General features: G+C 65.5%; 12 protein-coding genes. 8 read left to right on the top strand and 4 right to left on the bottom strand.

Features of this window, described 5'->3' with window-relative positions; all coding sequences use genetic code 11:
- The first annotated feature begins 6 nt into the window (after nt 1-6).
- Nucleotides 7-300, top strand: coding sequence for a hypothetical protein (locus V5B60_RS05910; protein WP_332346115.1), 294 nt, complete (start codon nt 7-9; stop codon nt 298-300).
- Here the strand turns inward: V5B60_RS05910 and V5B60_RS05915 are convergent.
- Complete coding sequence (locus tag V5B60_RS05915; RefSeq protein ID WP_332346116.1) at nt 284-703, bottom strand: DUF3592 domain-containing protein; 420 nt, start codon at nt 701-703, stop codon at nt 284-286. The genes V5B60_RS05910 and V5B60_RS05915 overlap by 17 nt on opposite strands.
- Nucleotides 704-927: 224 nt before the next feature.
- On the opposite strand from V5B60_RS05915, the gene V5B60_RS05920 reads away from it, so the two are divergent.
- The 5 genes from V5B60_RS05920 to V5B60_RS05940 all read left to right on the top strand — a co-directional run bounded on the left by V5B60_RS05920 (nt 928) and on the right by V5B60_RS05940 (nt 5,022).
- The gene (locus tag V5B60_RS05920; RefSeq protein WP_332346117.1) at nt 928-1,332 is read left to right on the top strand and encodes an arsenate reductase; all 405 of its coding nucleotides are present in this window, start codon (nt 928-930) and stop codon (nt 1,330-1,332) included.
- Between the two features lie 216 nt (nt 1,333-1,548).
- Nucleotides 1,549-2,406, top strand: a complete 858-nt coding sequence (locus V5B60_RS05925) for a lytic transglycosylase domain-containing protein (protein ID WP_332346118.1) — start codon at nt 1,549-1,551, stop codon at nt 2,404-2,406.
- Between the two features lie 292 nt (nt 2,407-2,698).
- On the top strand, nt 2,699-3,472 hold the full coding sequence (locus V5B60_RS05930; protein WP_332346119.1) for an ABC transporter substrate-binding protein: 774 nt from the start codon (nt 2,699-2,701) through the stop codon (nt 3,470-3,472).
- 21 nt (nt 3,473-3,493) lie between these two features.
- Complete coding sequence (locus tag V5B60_RS05935) at nt 3,494-4,252, top strand: amino acid ABC transporter permease (RefSeq protein ID WP_332346120.1); 759 nt, start codon at nt 3,494-3,496, stop codon at nt 4,250-4,252.
- Nucleotides 4,253-4,263: 11 nt separating this feature from the next.
- Nucleotides 4,264-5,022, top strand: a complete 759-nt coding sequence (locus V5B60_RS05940; RefSeq protein ID WP_332346121.1) for an amino acid ABC transporter ATP-binding protein — start codon at nt 4,264-4,266, stop codon at nt 5,020-5,022.
- Here the strand turns inward: V5B60_RS05940 and V5B60_RS05945 are convergent.
- Both V5B60_RS05945 and V5B60_RS05950 read right to left on the bottom strand, forming a co-directional pair.
- Nucleotides 4,999-5,829 carry a zinc-dependent peptidase gene (locus V5B60_RS05945; RefSeq protein WP_332346122.1) on the bottom strand — a complete coding sequence of 277 codons (831 nt, stop codon included), beginning with the start codon at nt 5,827-5,829 and terminating at the stop codon, nt 4,999-5,001. The genes V5B60_RS05940 and V5B60_RS05945 overlap by 24 nt on opposite strands.
- Nucleotides 5,826-6,731, bottom strand: a complete 906-nt coding sequence (locus tag V5B60_RS05950; protein WP_332346123.1) for a DMT family transporter — start codon at nt 6,729-6,731, stop codon at nt 5,826-5,828. Before V5B60_RS05950 ends, V5B60_RS05945 begins: the two co-directional genes overlap by 4 nt.
- 66 nt (nt 6,732-6,797) lie before the next feature.
- Here V5B60_RS05950 and V5B60_RS05955 point away from each other — a divergent pair, with 66 nt between their 5' ends.
- On the top strand, nt 6,798-9,023 hold the full coding sequence (locus V5B60_RS05955; RefSeq protein WP_332350443.1) for a RelA/SpoT family protein: 2,226 nt from the start codon (nt 6,798-6,800) through the stop codon (nt 9,021-9,023).
- 42 nt (nt 9,024-9,065) lie between these two features.
- Here the strand turns inward: V5B60_RS05955 and ppk1 are convergent, their stop codons facing one another.
- A complete protein-coding gene (gene ppk1 / locus V5B60_RS05960) occupies nt 9,066-11,186 on the bottom strand; it encodes a polyphosphate kinase 1 (protein WP_332346124.1) in 2,121 nt (706 codons plus the stop codon).
- 246 nt (nt 11,187-11,432) lie between these two features.
- Between ppk1 and V5B60_RS05965 the strand changes: the two genes are divergently transcribed.
- On the top strand, nt 11,433-12,965 hold the full coding sequence (locus V5B60_RS05965; protein WP_332346125.1) for a Ppx/GppA phosphatase family protein: 1,533 nt from the start codon (nt 11,433-11,435) through the stop codon (nt 12,963-12,965).
- Nucleotides 12,966-13,080 lie beyond the last annotated feature (115 nt).

Genomic DNA, 13,080 nt, shown 5'->3' on the forward strand with positions numbered 1-13,080 from the left:
GAAAGCTTGCGCGCGCTCGATGCCCTGCTGCCGCACCTGAGGCTGGCGGCGGCCGTGCCGCTGGTCACTGTGCCGGCCCACGACGTGGCCTGGCTGCCTGAAAAGGACCGGCCGGTGCTCGCGGCCGCCATCCGGCTGCGCTGCGATGCGCTCGTCACCGGCGACCGCACGCACTTCGGCGCCGGCTACGGCCGGGCGTTCGGCGGCGTCCTGGCGCACTCGCTTTCCCTGAAGGCCACCCGTGCGCAGCCGGCCTGCTGGCGACGGTTTTCTTCGCGACCCTTCAGCGGGCGAGCGTGACGAACATCAAGCCGACGACGATCGCCATGCCGCCGAGACCGGCGAGGGCGGTGGCGGCGAACCAGCGGTCGGCAAAGCGATCGACCACGGCTTCTTCCGGCCGCATCGGGTCGTGCAGGACATCGACTCGCGTGCCGACCGCCAGCGGAAGAACGTAGCGGCCGGTGTCGGATTCGAAGCGATGCCTGCGGCCGTCGTCGGCGGTGAACTCGACGACCGGGAAATCGTAGGGATTGCCGGGCGTCACCGCAACCGCCACTTGCTCGACCACCGTGCCCGGTGCCGCCCGCCAGCCGCGGGTGCGCCGCCAATGCCTCCAGGCCAGCACGCAGCCACAGACCACGAGCAGCAGCCCGGCCATTTCGAGTCCCCAGCCGAGCATGCGAAACGCTGCACTGGACATGATCCTCAACTCCTCCTGTTCCTCCTGCCGCCGTTGGCGACGCGTCCGCTTCCTGCCGCAACGGCCGTCCGTCGGCGGCAGCGGATGGCTGCCCGGCAGGCGCCTGGTGGCCGATCGACGGATCGCAGGCCGTGGCGACAGCGGCGTGCAAGCAGGAGGCTTGGACTGGCGGCACGGCCATGCGATGATACTGCGGGAGAGGAAACCGGCAAGGGTTGGCGCCAATGATCACCGTTTTCGGCATTCGCAACTGCGACACCATGAAGAAGGCTTTCGCCTGGCTCGAGGCCAATGGCGTGCCCTACGAGTTCTGCGACTACCGACAACCGGGGGTGGTGGCCGCACAGCTGCCGGAGTGGAATCGCCATGCTGGCTGGCAGGCGCTGCTCAACACCCGTGGTCTGACCTGGCGGCGTCTGGCGGCAGACGAGCGCGCCGGTATCGACGAGGAGAGGGCTCTGTCGCTGATGGTGGCGCATCCGACGCTGATCCGTCGCCCCGTGGTGGCCTTCGGCGGCCAGCTGCTGGTGGGGTTCAGCCCCGAACGCTTTGCCAGCCTGCTGGACGCAAGGAGCGTTGGCCAGCGCGTGCCGGGTGGCGAGGCCGTGCGGGGTAGCCACGGATCCTGACGGGCGGGCGGCAACACCGTCGTTAGCCGGCGCAGGTCGCCGGTTTCTTTGCCAGCCAGGGCATCCGTCCTGCAGCCAGAGGTTGCAGGAAAATGTGCATTAATTCCTCGTCCATCCGTGGCCGGCCGTCCCAGACTGGCGCTGTGGGCGACGGGGTGGGCGCCGCGATGCTGCGGCAGCTCGGCTGGGCTGATGCGAACAGCGGGTGCGAAAGCGATGAAACGGTTTCGGGACGGGAGGATGCTCGTCGGTGTGGCACTGCTTCTACTGGTGGCGATCGCGCTTCCGGGTGGCAGGGCTCGAGCCGAGAGCTACATCGAGGCGCCGCGGGTGACGGCAGCGCTACAACAGGGGCATGCGGCGGAATTCGGCGTCGGCATCCGGCGCAACCTCTTGCTGGCCGTGGCGCTCTATTGCGACGCGGGGACCATGGGCAGTCCCGAAGGCTTCTTCCGTGTCGGACGCGTGCTCGCCAGCGCACCGCGCCCGCTGCGCAACCCGGCGCTGGCCAACGCCTACCTGGCGCTGGCCGCCCGTCTTGGCCACCACGAGGCACTCAGGCTCTACGATTCGCGGGTGGCGAGTGCGATCATCGGCGATGAGTGCGGGCTGTACGGCAGCAGCGCCGACGGAACCCGTTTCGACCTCGATGGCTACCTGGCCGGACAGTCCTCGGCGAAGCAACGGATCGCCCTCCTCATCCGCAATGCCGCGCGCCAGTATCAGATCGACCCCCGTCTCGCGCTGGCAATCGCCATCGCCGAGTCGAATCTCGATGCGGCTGCCGTCTCGCCACGCAATGCACAGGGTGTGATGCAGCTGATCCCGGCGACGCAGGAGCGCTTTGGCGTGACCCGGCCGTTCGATCCCGAGCACAATGTCAGAGGCGCACTCGCCTACCTGCGCTGGCTCGACAAGCGGTTTGCCGGCGATTGGCGGTTGATTGCTGCCGCCTACAATTCGGGCGAGGGAGCCGTCGAGCGTTACAGCGGGGTGCCGCCCTTCGCCGAGACGCAGCAGTACGTCCGCCGCGTCCTGCATTTCTCCGGCTTCGCCACGCGCGAGAGGGGCTGAGCGCCGCTCGCCGGCGTCTTCCCGCTGGCGCGTACTGGGGCTGCAGCGAACCTGGGCGTGCTCCGGCGAGGTTGGTGGCATCGCCGGCAGCTGCGCGGCGTCCTTCGGATGTGGTGATGACCGCGCCCGGCCGGGCCTATCGTCCGCATAAAGCATATTTCTTGCGCCCCATTGTCCCTGTTTGTTGTACTCTTTGCGCCGTCTTCACACAGCGGTCCGCGATCGATGGAGATGCGTGCCACAAGGACGGTGCGGTGTCGTCAGCGTCCGATCTTGATCAACAGGAGGTAACATGCGATTTCTAGTCAAGTTGTTGAGTGCCGTCATTCCTCTTTCGCTCGTCCTTTCCGGTCCGGCGGTGGCGCGCGAGTGGGATGCGATCAAGCAGTCGGGAACCATCATCGTCGCCACCGAGGGGGGATTCCAGCCCTTCAACTACTATGATGGACCGAAGCTCACCGGTTTCGAGGTGGAGCTGGCCGAAGCGATCGCGAAGAAGCTCGGGCTGAAGCTCGAATGGCGCGTGGTGCCGTTCGACGGCCAGATTGCAGCACTCAAGCAGGACCGTTTCGACTTTGCCATCGCCTCGCATGGCTACACGGCAGAGCGGGCGAAGTCGGTCGATTTCGCCAATCCCCACTACTGTACCGGCGGCCAGATCGCGGCGCACAAGGACGGACCACTGACGGTTGCAGCGCTCGATGGCAAGACCGTCGGCGTGCAGCTGGCGACCAGCTACGCCGATGCAGCGAAGAAGATCAAGGGCATCAAGACGATCAAGACCTACAAGGGCGACCCGGAAGCGTTTGCCGCGCTGAAGGCGAAGAAGGTCGATGCCTGGATTTCCGACAAGTTCACCGTCAAGGCGACGCTCGAGAAGAACCCCGATGCCGGGATCACTGCCGGTGAGCAGGTGTTCGTCGAGCGCGTGTCGATGATCCTGCGCAAGAACAACAAGGGACTTGCCGAGCAGCTCAATCAGGCCCTGGCCGAGCTGATGAAGGATGGCACCTACAAGGCGCTGTCGGAAAAGTACTTCAAGGAAGACGTTTCCTGCCGTTCCTGACCCTGAGCCAGGTCGCGAGCGATGAACTGGACCAGGCTGCACCCGGGATGGGCGATGTTCGCCGCCATGATCGGGCTGCTCCTATTCCTCTGGGGAATGGCATTGCCGCTTGCGGCAATGCCGGCACCCATCGGGCCAGCGGCCGAGCAGTTTGCCGACGGGGCGCGAATCACCGTCGGACTGACGCTGATCGCCGGCAGCGCCGGTGTCCTCATCGGCGTCCTCGCCGGGCTCGGCAAGCTGTCGCGTTTCGGGCCGCTGCGCTGGTTGTGTGACAGTTACGTCTGGCTGATTCGCGGTACGCCGCTGTTGCTGCAGATCCTGTTCGTCTGGCTGGCCCTGCCGACGATCATGCCGGAAGGGGTGGAGCTGTCGGATTTCACCTGCGCCGCGATCGCCCTGTCGCTGAACGTCGGCGCCTACAACACCGAGTGCGTGCGGGCAGGCATCCTCGCCGTTCCGCACGGGCAGATCGAGGCCGCGCGCGCCCTCGGGCTGACGCCACTGCAGACCTTCATCGATGTCATCCTGCCGCAGAGCATGCGCGTCGCCCTGCCGGCACTGGCCAACAACCTGGCGTCGCTGGTCAAGGATTCGTCGCTGGCCTACGCCATCAGCGTCGTCGAACTGACGATGGTCGGTTACCGGGTGCAGGCCGAGAGCTATCAGCCGATCCCGGTGTTCGTCACCATTGCCGCCATCTACCTGATCCTGACCACGGCCTTCACGACGTTGACGGCCGCACTCGAGGCGCAACTCGATGTCGGCCAGAAACGCTGACGGGACTTGCCATGGGCTCTGAAGCCGCTCTCCGGCCGATCATCGAGGCGCGCGCGGTCGGCAAGCGCTTCGGTTCCTTCCAGGCGCTCAGGGAGGTCTCGGCGACCTTCCACGAGGGACAGGTCACCGCCATCGTCGGACCTTCGGGATCCGGCAAGTCCACCTTCCTGCGCACCCTGAACCGCCTCGAAGCGCACGACTCGGGCGAGATCGTCATCGACGGCATCGTCCTCAGCGACGACATTCGCAACCTCAACGCCATTCGCCGCGAAGTGGGGATGGTCTTCCAGAGCTTCAACCTGTTCTCCCATCTCACCGTCCTGCGCAACCTGACCCTGGCGCCGATGCGGGTGCGCCGGATGGCGAAGGCGGCTGCCGAAGAGAAGGCGATGAACCTGCTCGAGCGGGTGGGCCTGAAGACGCAGGCCAGCAAGTATCCGGTGCAGCTGTCCGGCGGCCAGCAGCAGCGGGTGGCGATCGCCCGCGCGCTGGCGATGGATCCGAAGGTGCTGCTGTTCGACGAGCCCACCTCGGCGCTCGACCCGGAAATGGTCAACGAGGTGCTGGCGGTGATGCGCGAACTGGCCTACAGCGGCATCACCATGCTGGTGGTGACGCATGAGATGGGCTTCGCGCGCGAGGTCGCCGACCGCGTCATCTTCTTCGACGAAGGAGTGATTCTCGAGGACACCACGCCCGAGGGCTTCTTCTCGAATCCCGGGCATGAGCGGGCGAAGTCCTTCCTGTCACAGGTCCGGCATGGCTTCTGAGCTCTCGCCGCAGCCCGTCCCGGGAAGAGCGGCCGGCGGCCGCAGCCGCGCTGCCGGATCCTGCCGGTAGAAGCACTTCAGGTTGGCATAGAGGTCGGGAAATTCGGCCAGCAGGTCTTGCGGTGTCTCGAAGAAGGCTTCGCTCATGACGGCGAAGAATTCACCGGGGTTCTCGGCGGCATACGGGTCGAAGACGGTTTCCTCGCCGCCGCGGTCGGCTCGCTCGACGGCGGCGCAGAAGGCGTCGTAGCTGGCAAGAAGAACCGTCTGCCAGGCGGCGGCCGAGATGCCCGGCGGCAGCGGGGGCATCCCGTTGGCTTCGCCGTTGCGCATGTCGAGCTTGTGCGCGAACTCGTGGATGACGACGTTGTAGCCGTCACCCGCCATCTGTGCGTCGCGCCAGGAAATCAACAGCGGACCGCCCTCCCAGGCCTCGCCCGATGCCAGCTCCTGATACTCGTGTACGACGCCGAATTCATCCTCGATGCAGCGCGGGATGATGAACTCGTCGGCGTAGACGATGATGCCGACCCACCCGGAGTAGTGGCCAAGGCCGAGGTTGAGGATCGGCAGGCATCCCTGGACGGCGATCGAGACGCAGATGGCGTCGTCCAGTTCGAAGTCGGCGACGGCGGTGAACTCCTTTTCGGCAAGGAAGTCCTCGGCCAGCCGCCGCAGACGCAGTTGTTCCTCGCCGTCGAGACAGGCGACGAAAGGCAGTCGCGAACGGACCTCGAGCCAAAGTGCGTCGGGGATGCGTGCTGGTTCGCGGCGGTTTCTCAGCCAGCCGAGCAGTTTGCCGATCATCTCGCGGGGGCCCCGCCGGGCGTCGCCGTCGTCAGGTAGATGCCGGCGAAGATCAGCACGATGCCGAGATAGTGGTACGGCTGCGGCATCTCGGCAAGGAAGATGGCCGAGAGGATGGTTGCGAACACTGGCATCAGATGCAGGAAGAGGCTGGCCCTGCTTGCGCCGACCTCGCCAACGGCGCGGTTGTAGAACACGTAACCGAGGAAACCGGGGAAGATGCCGGTGTAGGCGATCCCCGCCAGCGTCGCCGGCGAGACTGTGATCGTCCGTCCCTGCGCGACCTCCCAGGCGTAGGCAGGGGCCAGCGCCGTCAAGCCGACGAGGGTGAACGCGGCGAGCAGCAGCATCGGGTCGACAGCGGCCGGTCGCCACTGCAGGCCGATGGTATACAGCGCCCAGGTGAAGACGGCAACAAGCATCCACAGGTCACCAACGTTGAAGCCCAGTCGTGCGAGACGGACCGGATCGCCCTGGCTGACGATGATGCTGACGCCAGCGAAGGAGATGAGGACGCCGAGCCAGTCGGTGGTTCGCAGATGCTTGCCGAGAAAGGCCCAGGAGAGGGCGATCGTGGCGATCGGGATGAAGGAATTGAGCAGTGCGGCGTTGGTTGCCGGGGTGTATTGCAAGCCGATGTAGGCCAGCGTGTTGTAGCCGCCGACACCGAGAAGTCCGAGCACGCTCACCGCTTTCCAGTTCGCGCGCAGCAGTGGCCATTGCGCCCGCAGATGGGGCAACGCCAGCGGCAGGACGAGCGCGAAGGCGATGGCCCAGCGCCAGAAGGCGAGCGCCAGCGGCGGCACCTGCTCGCGCAGCGCGCGGCCGATGACCATGTTGCCGGACCAGAAGAGCACGGTCAGGACGAGCAGCAGGTACGGGTTCTGCAGGCGAGCAGGCATCGCTGGCTGGCAGTGGCAAAAAGCGCATTATGCATGAATGGCCAGCAGCGCCTTTATAATCCGCCAATGGTTTCCGTCGTCCACTCGCTCGCCGCACACGGCGATCCCGCGCAGTCGCTGCAAGCGCTCGGAGAAGGTCTGCCGGCCGCGGCCACGGATCGGCTGTGGCGGGCGGTCGAGTACGCGCGCGCGGTCTATGGCGACCGTCTGCTGGGTAGCGGCGAGGAGGTCTGGGGACATGCGCTGGGAATGGCGCTGATCGTCGCCGGACTCAAGCTGGACGCCGATTCGCGGCTGGCGGCACTGCTCTTTGCGGTGCCGGCACTGCAGGAACGCGGTCTGGCACAGATCGAGTCGAGCTTTGGCAGCGGCGTCGCGCATCTGGTCGGTGGCATTTCGCGCCTCGACCGGATGCGGCCCATCACGCGCAAGTTCAGCGCGCATTCGGCGGCGAGCGCCGACAGCAACCCGCAGGAGATGAAGGCGCAGGTCGAGATCCTGCGCAAGATGCTGCTGGCGACGGTCGAGGACATTCGCGTCGTTCTCCTGCGGCTCGCTTCGCGGACGCAGACCCTGCGTCATTTTGCCGCCGAGGCGGACGAGCTGCGCGTGCCGGTGGCACGTGAAACGCTCGAGCTTTACGCACCCCTGGCCAACCGGCTCGGTGTCTGGGAGCTGAAGTGGGAGCTCGAAGACCTGTCGTTCCGCTTTCTGCACCCGGAGATCTACAAGGATATCGCGCGCCACCTCGACGAGAAGCGTGTCGAGCGGGAGCAGTTCATCGCCACCGCGAGCGCCCGCCTGCAGGAAGAGCTGCAGGCTGCCGGTGTCGGTCACGCCGAGGTCTACGGTCGCCCGAAACACATCTACAGCATCTGGAACAAGATGCGCAAGAAGGGGGTGGGCTTCGCTGAGGTCTACGACGTGCGTGCGCTCCGTGTCATCGTCGACGAGGTGCGTGACTGCTACACGGCGCTCGGCATCGTGCACCACATCTGGTCGCCGATCGCCAGGGAGTTTGACGACTACATCGCGCATCCGAAGGGCAACGACTATCGCTCGTTGCATACCGCCGTGCACTGCGCCGATGGCCGTGCGCTCGAGGTCCAGATCCGCACACGTGACATGCACCGCCATGCCGAACTGGGCGTTGCCGCTCACTGGCGCTACAAGGAAGGGAGCCGGGCGACGCCCGAGGACCGCTACGACGAGAAGATCGCCTGGCTGCGTCAGTTGCTGACCTGGCGCGAGGAGGTGGCGGACGCATCCGACTGGGTCCGGCATTACAAGCAGGCAGCGTTCGATGAGACGGTCTATGTCCTGACGCCGCAGGGGCGGGTCGTCGATCTGCCTCGCGGGGCGACGCCGGTCGATTTCGCCTATCGTGTGCACACCGACGTCGGCCATCGCTGTCGCGGTGCCAAGGTCGACGGTGCGCTGGTGCCGTTGAATACGCAGCTGGCGACCGGGCAGCGCGTCGAGATCGTCCTCGCCAAGCAGGGCGGGCCGTCACGTGACTGGCTCAACCCGGCACTCGGCTATCTGTTCACGCATCGCTCGCGGCTCAAGGTCCGGCAGTGGTTCGCCAGCCTGGCGCTCGAAGACACCGTGGCCGAGGGACGCGTGCTGCTGCAACGCGAACTGCAGCGGCTGGGACAGCCCGGGCTCAACCTCGATGACCTGGCGGTCCGTCTCGGGCTCGCGCGCAGCGACGACCTCTTCATCGCGATGGCGCGCGCGACGCTGAACCTGCGGCAGCTGCAGGCGGCGGTGCGTGCCAGCGAGGAGCCAGTCGAGGACCGCGTGTCCGACGAGCTGACGGTCCGCCGGCAACGCGACAGCGACATGGCGGAGAAGGGAATCCTGATCGTCGGGGTTGGCCGTCTCCTGACACAGCTCGCGGGTTGTTGCAAGCCGGCGCCGCCAGACCCGATCGCGGGATTCGTCACGCGCGGTCGTGGCGTTTCGGTCCACCGTGCCGACTGCAGCAATCTCGTGCACCTGCAGGCGATGCACCCGGAGCGGCTGATCGAAACGACCTGGGGCGCAGACAGCGACGCGGTCTTCGCCGTCGACATCGTCATCGACGCCCATGACCGCCAGGGTCTTCTGCGCGATGTGTCGGACGTGCTGGCGCGCGAAAGGATCAATGTCATCGCGGTGAACACGCAGTCTCGTCAGGGCAACGCGCATATGGGTTTCACTGCAGAGGTCAGCAGCATCCCGCAACTCGAGCGGACACTCGCGTTGCTGCATGGGGTGCCCGGAGTCGTTGGCGCGCGACGTGCCTGACGCCCGCCGGCGGCGGCCGGCGGCGCCTTTCGTGGTGCAGGGCTAGGCCTTGAGGAGTTCGATCAGCTCGGCCTGCGAGGAATGCGGGCTGGTGCGCGAACCACGCTTCTGGTGGTAGGTGCCGTCAGGCCCGAGTTCCCAGGCAAGGGCGTTGTCACTGAGGTAGATCTGCAGGCCTTCGCTCATCACTCGCCGCTTCAGCTTGCGATCGAGGACCGGGAAAGCCAGTTCGATCCGCCGGAAGAAGTTCCGTTCCATCCAGTCGGCGCTCGACAGATAGACCTTCTCCTCGCCGCCGGCGTAAAAATAGAAGACGCGATGGTGCTCGAGCTGGCGGCCAATGATCGAGCGCACATTGATGTTCTCGGACAGGCCCTTGACACCCGCCCGCAAGCCACAGACGCCGCGCACGATGAGGTCGACCTTGACGCCGGCCTGCGAGGCCTCATAGAGCGTGGCGATGGTTTCCGGTTCGAGCAGCGAGTTCATCTTGGCGATGATTCGCGAACGCTTGCCCGCACGCGCCGCTTCCGCCTCGGCCCGGATTGCCGCGACGACGTTGGGCTGCAGCGTGAACGGCGCCTGCCACAGGTGGGTCAGCGTCTGGGCGCGACCGAGGCCGGTGAGCTGCTTGAAGACCTCGTTGGTGTCGGCGCCGATCTCCTCATTGCAGGTGAGCAGACCGAAGTCGGAATACAGGCGGGCGGTTTTCGGATGGTAGTTGCCTGTCCCCAGATGGACGTAACGGCGGAGGATGCTGCCGCCGCCATTGCTCTCTTCACGGCGGACGACCATCAGCATCTTGGCATGGACCTTGTAGCCGAAGACACCGTAGACGACGTGCGCGCCGACTTCCTCGAGCTTGGTTGCCCAACCGATGTTCGCCTCCTCGTCGAAACGCGCCATCAACTCGACGACGACGGTGACCTCCTTGCCGTTCTGCGCTGCGCGCAACAACGACTGCATCAGCACCGAGTCGGTACCCGTGCGGTAGACGGTCATCTTGATCGCCACCACCAGCGGGTCGATCGCCGACTGCTCGAGCATTTCGATCACCGGGTTGAAGCTCTGGTAGGGGTGATGCAGCAGGATGTCACCGCCACGGATTGCGTCGAAGACGCTCTGGCATTTCTGCAGTGCCTTCGGTACGCCCGGTGTGAAGGGTTGGAACTTGAGATCCTGGCGCACCACCCAGTCCGGAACCTGCATCAGGCGAACCAGGTTGACCGGGCCGGCGACGCGATAGAGATCGGTTTCGGTCAGATTGAACTGGCCGAGGAGGAACTGTGTCATTGCCTCCGAGCAGCTGTTCGCGACCTCCAGGCGGACGGCGTCGCCGAAATGGCGCTGCGGCAGTTCGCCCTGGATCTTGGCGCGCAGGTTCTTGACTTCTTCCTCGTCAACGAAGAGGTCGCTGTTGCGCGTGACACGAAACTGGTAACAACCCAGCACTTTCATGCCGGCGAACAATTCATGCACGAACTCGTGCAGGATCGACGACAGGAAGACGAAGGAGTACTCGCTGCTGCCCAGTTCGCGCGGCAGGCGGATGACGCGTGGCAGGACGCGCGGTGCCTGCACGATCGCTGCGCCGGAGCTGCGCCCGAAGGCGTCGCGCCCCTCGAGTTCGACGGCGAAGTTGAGACTCTTGTTGAGCACGCGCGGGAAGGGGTGCGACGGGTCGAGGCCGATCGGTGTGATGACCGGCATCACTTCGCGGAAGAAGAACTCCCTGATCCATTCGCGCTGTTCGACATTCCAGTCTGCCCGCTTGAGGAAGCGAATTCCTTCGGCAGCAAGCTGTGGCAGGACTTCTTCGTTGAGCAGCGCATACTGCTCCCTGACGATGGCATGAACCTCCTCGCTCACCAGCTGGTAGACCTCGCGTGCCGTCTTGCCATCGGTGGTGATCGCCACCGAGTTCAGCTTGAGCTGTTCCTTGATGCCAGCCTCGCGAATCTCGAAGAATTCGTCGAGGTTGCTGCTGACGATACAGAGGAAGCGCAGTCGCTCGAGCAAGGGTGTTCGTGGGTTCTTGGCCTGCCACAGGACCCGCCGGTTGAACGCCAGCAGACTCATCTCGCGATTCTGGAAGTACTCCGGCGGGAAGCCGGTGGGTGCCTGAAGGGGAGGTGTCTCGCTGGTCGTGGCAACTATGTTCATCGATCGGTTCCGTCAAGAAGGATGGCTCGGACAAGGGTTCAATTGCAGGCAGACATATTACAGCGATAGGCTGCGTGCGGGTCCGCCGGCGGCCATTTTCTTCCGCTCTGGCGGGGGCGCCGGCATGGTGGTGTCCGTGTCTGCCGCGTGCCGACGCTCGTCTGGGCCAACGGAGGTCAAGCCCGGGGAATGCTAGAATGCCGGGCCCAAGCAGACCCCTTGTCGAGCGGGCGAAGAGGAACAGCCATGAGTTACGAACTGATAGCCGGGGTGGATCTGGGTTCCAACAGCTTCCGAGTCCAGGTCGGGCGCATCGTTGGCGAACAGATTCACCCGCTGGATACCCTGCGCGAGACGGTTCGCCTGGGTTCCGGCCTCACCCGCGAAAAGCTGCTCGATCATGCTTCGCAACAGCGCGCGATTGCCGCACTGCGCCGCTTCGGCGAACGCCTGCGCGGTTTTGCGCCGGACGCCGTGCGGGCGGTGACGACCGATGCCATGCGGGTCGCACGGAACGCACCACTGGTGCTGTTGCAGGCTGAGGCAGCGTTGGGATTTCCGATCGAGGTCATCGGTGGCCGTGAGGAAGCGCGGCTGATCTTCATCGGCGCCGCGAATGCCCTGCCGGTAGCTGGCCACCGCCGTCTGGTGGTGGATATTGGTGGCGGGTCGACCGAATTCATCATTGGCGAGGGTACCGAGCCGGCGTTGATGGAATCGCTGTTCATGGGCGGCATCAGCTATCGCCAACGCTTCTTTCCCGACGGCAAGGTCGACAAGAAGCGCCTGTACGCGGCCGAAGTGTCGGCAGCACGCGAGGTCGAGGCCATCGTGGTCGACTATCAGCGCTGTGGCTGGGGCGAGGCGGTCGGATCCTCCGGAGCGGCGCAGGAAATCGCCACCTTGCTGGAGATGAACGATCTCAACCCGCAGGGGGAAAGTGGCATCACCCGCGAGGGACTGGCCAGGCTGCGTCAGTTGCTGATACGCGCCGGGTCGGCGGAGGCGCTGAACCTGCACGGCATGCGTCCGGATCGCTGCCTCATCCTGCCCGGCGCCGTCGCCATCATGTCAGCCGTGTTCGCCGAGATGGGACTCGAGCGCATGACCTATTCCGATGGTGCGCTGCCGCTGGGTGTGCTCTACGACCTGCTCGGGCGCTTCGCTCGCCACGATACGCGCGACACGACGGTGGCCCAGTTCATGCAGCGCTATCAGGTCGACGAGACCCAGGTCAGGCGGGTCGAGCGCACGGCCCTGCTCATTCTTGGCCAGATGATCAAGCTCGATGATCTCGCGCACGAGAACGATGTACACTTCTTGCGCTGGGCGGTGTCGCTGCACGAGATCGGCGTGTCGGTGGCGCACAGCCAGTTCCACAAGCACGGCGCGTACATTCTGGGGCATGCCGACATGTCGGGCTTCTCGAAGCGTGACCAGGCCCGGCTGGCCCTGCTGGTTCTCGGTCAGCGTGGCAAGCTGCAGAAACTCGCGGCGATGCCGGCGGGCGATCCCAACTGGCGGCTCCTCTTCTGTCTGCGGCTGGCGGCGCTGTTGCACCGGGCGCGCGACGACCATCCATTGCCCGAGATGTCGGTCAGGGAAGTCGCCGATGGCTTCGAACTCGATCTGCCGGCGCGTTGGCAGGCGGGCAATCCGATCACCGCCACCGCATTGGCGGATGAGGTGACGTTCTGGCGTCGCATCGGCATCACGCTGAAGATCGGCACGGTGCCGCGCGACAAGGTGGTGCAGCTGGAACTGCTGCAGAAGTCGTAGCGGGCGCGGGCGCGAGTGGTTGCCCGCGGCCGGCCGGGGAACGACTTTTCCGAACGGGGAGTGAGCGAGTGAACAGCACGTCGGCGCAGGCCGGAAGCAGATCCGTCGCCGGTCG

It is taken from the genome of Accumulibacter sp. (genome assembly GCF_036625195.1).
In the GTDB taxonomy this organism is placed as follows: domain Bacteria; phylum Pseudomonadota; class Gammaproteobacteria; order Burkholderiales; family Rhodocyclaceae; genus Accumulibacter.

Bases quoted from the DNA above. Each gene is read 5' to 3' on its own strand.
- V5B60_RS05915 (WP_332346116.1), bottom strand. From the start codon at position 703: ATGTCCAGTGCAGCGTTTCGCATGCTCGGCTGGGGACTCGAAATGGCC.
- V5B60_RS05920 (WP_332346117.1), top strand. From the start codon at position 928: ATGATCACCGTTTTCGGCATTCGCAACTGCGACACCATGAAGAAGGCT.
- V5B60_RS05925 (WP_332346118.1), top strand. From the start codon at position 1,549: ATGAAACGGTTTCGGGACGGGAGGATGCTCGTCGGTGTGGCACTGCTT.
- V5B60_RS05930 (WP_332346119.1), top strand. From the start codon at position 2,699: ATGCGATTTCTAGTCAAGTTGTTGAGTGCCGTCATTCCTCTTTCGCTC.
- V5B60_RS05935 (WP_332346120.1), top strand. From the start codon at position 3,494: ATGAACTGGACCAGGCTGCACCCGGGATGGGCGATGTTCGCCGCCATG.
- V5B60_RS05940 (WP_332346121.1), top strand. From the start codon at position 4,264: ATGGGCTCTGAAGCCGCTCTCCGGCCGATCATCGAGGCGCGCGCGGTC.
- V5B60_RS05945 (WP_332346122.1), bottom strand. From the start codon at position 5,829: ATGATCGGCAAACTGCTCGGCTGGCTGAGAAACCGCCGCGAACCAGCA.
- V5B60_RS05950 (WP_332346123.1), bottom strand. From the start codon at position 6,731: ATGCCTGCTCGCCTGCAGAACCCGTACCTGCTGCTCGTCCTGACCGTG.
- V5B60_RS05955 (WP_332350443.1), top strand. From the start codon at position 6,798: ATGGTTTCCGTCGTCCACTCGCTCGCCGCACACGGCGATCCCGCGCAG.
- ppk1 (WP_332346124.1), bottom strand. From the start codon at position 11,186: ATGAACATAGTTGCCACGACCAGCGAGACACCTCCCCTTCAGGCACCC.
- V5B60_RS05965 (WP_332346125.1), top strand. From the start codon at position 11,433: ATGAGTTACGAACTGATAGCCGGGGTGGATCTGGGTTCCAACAGCTTC.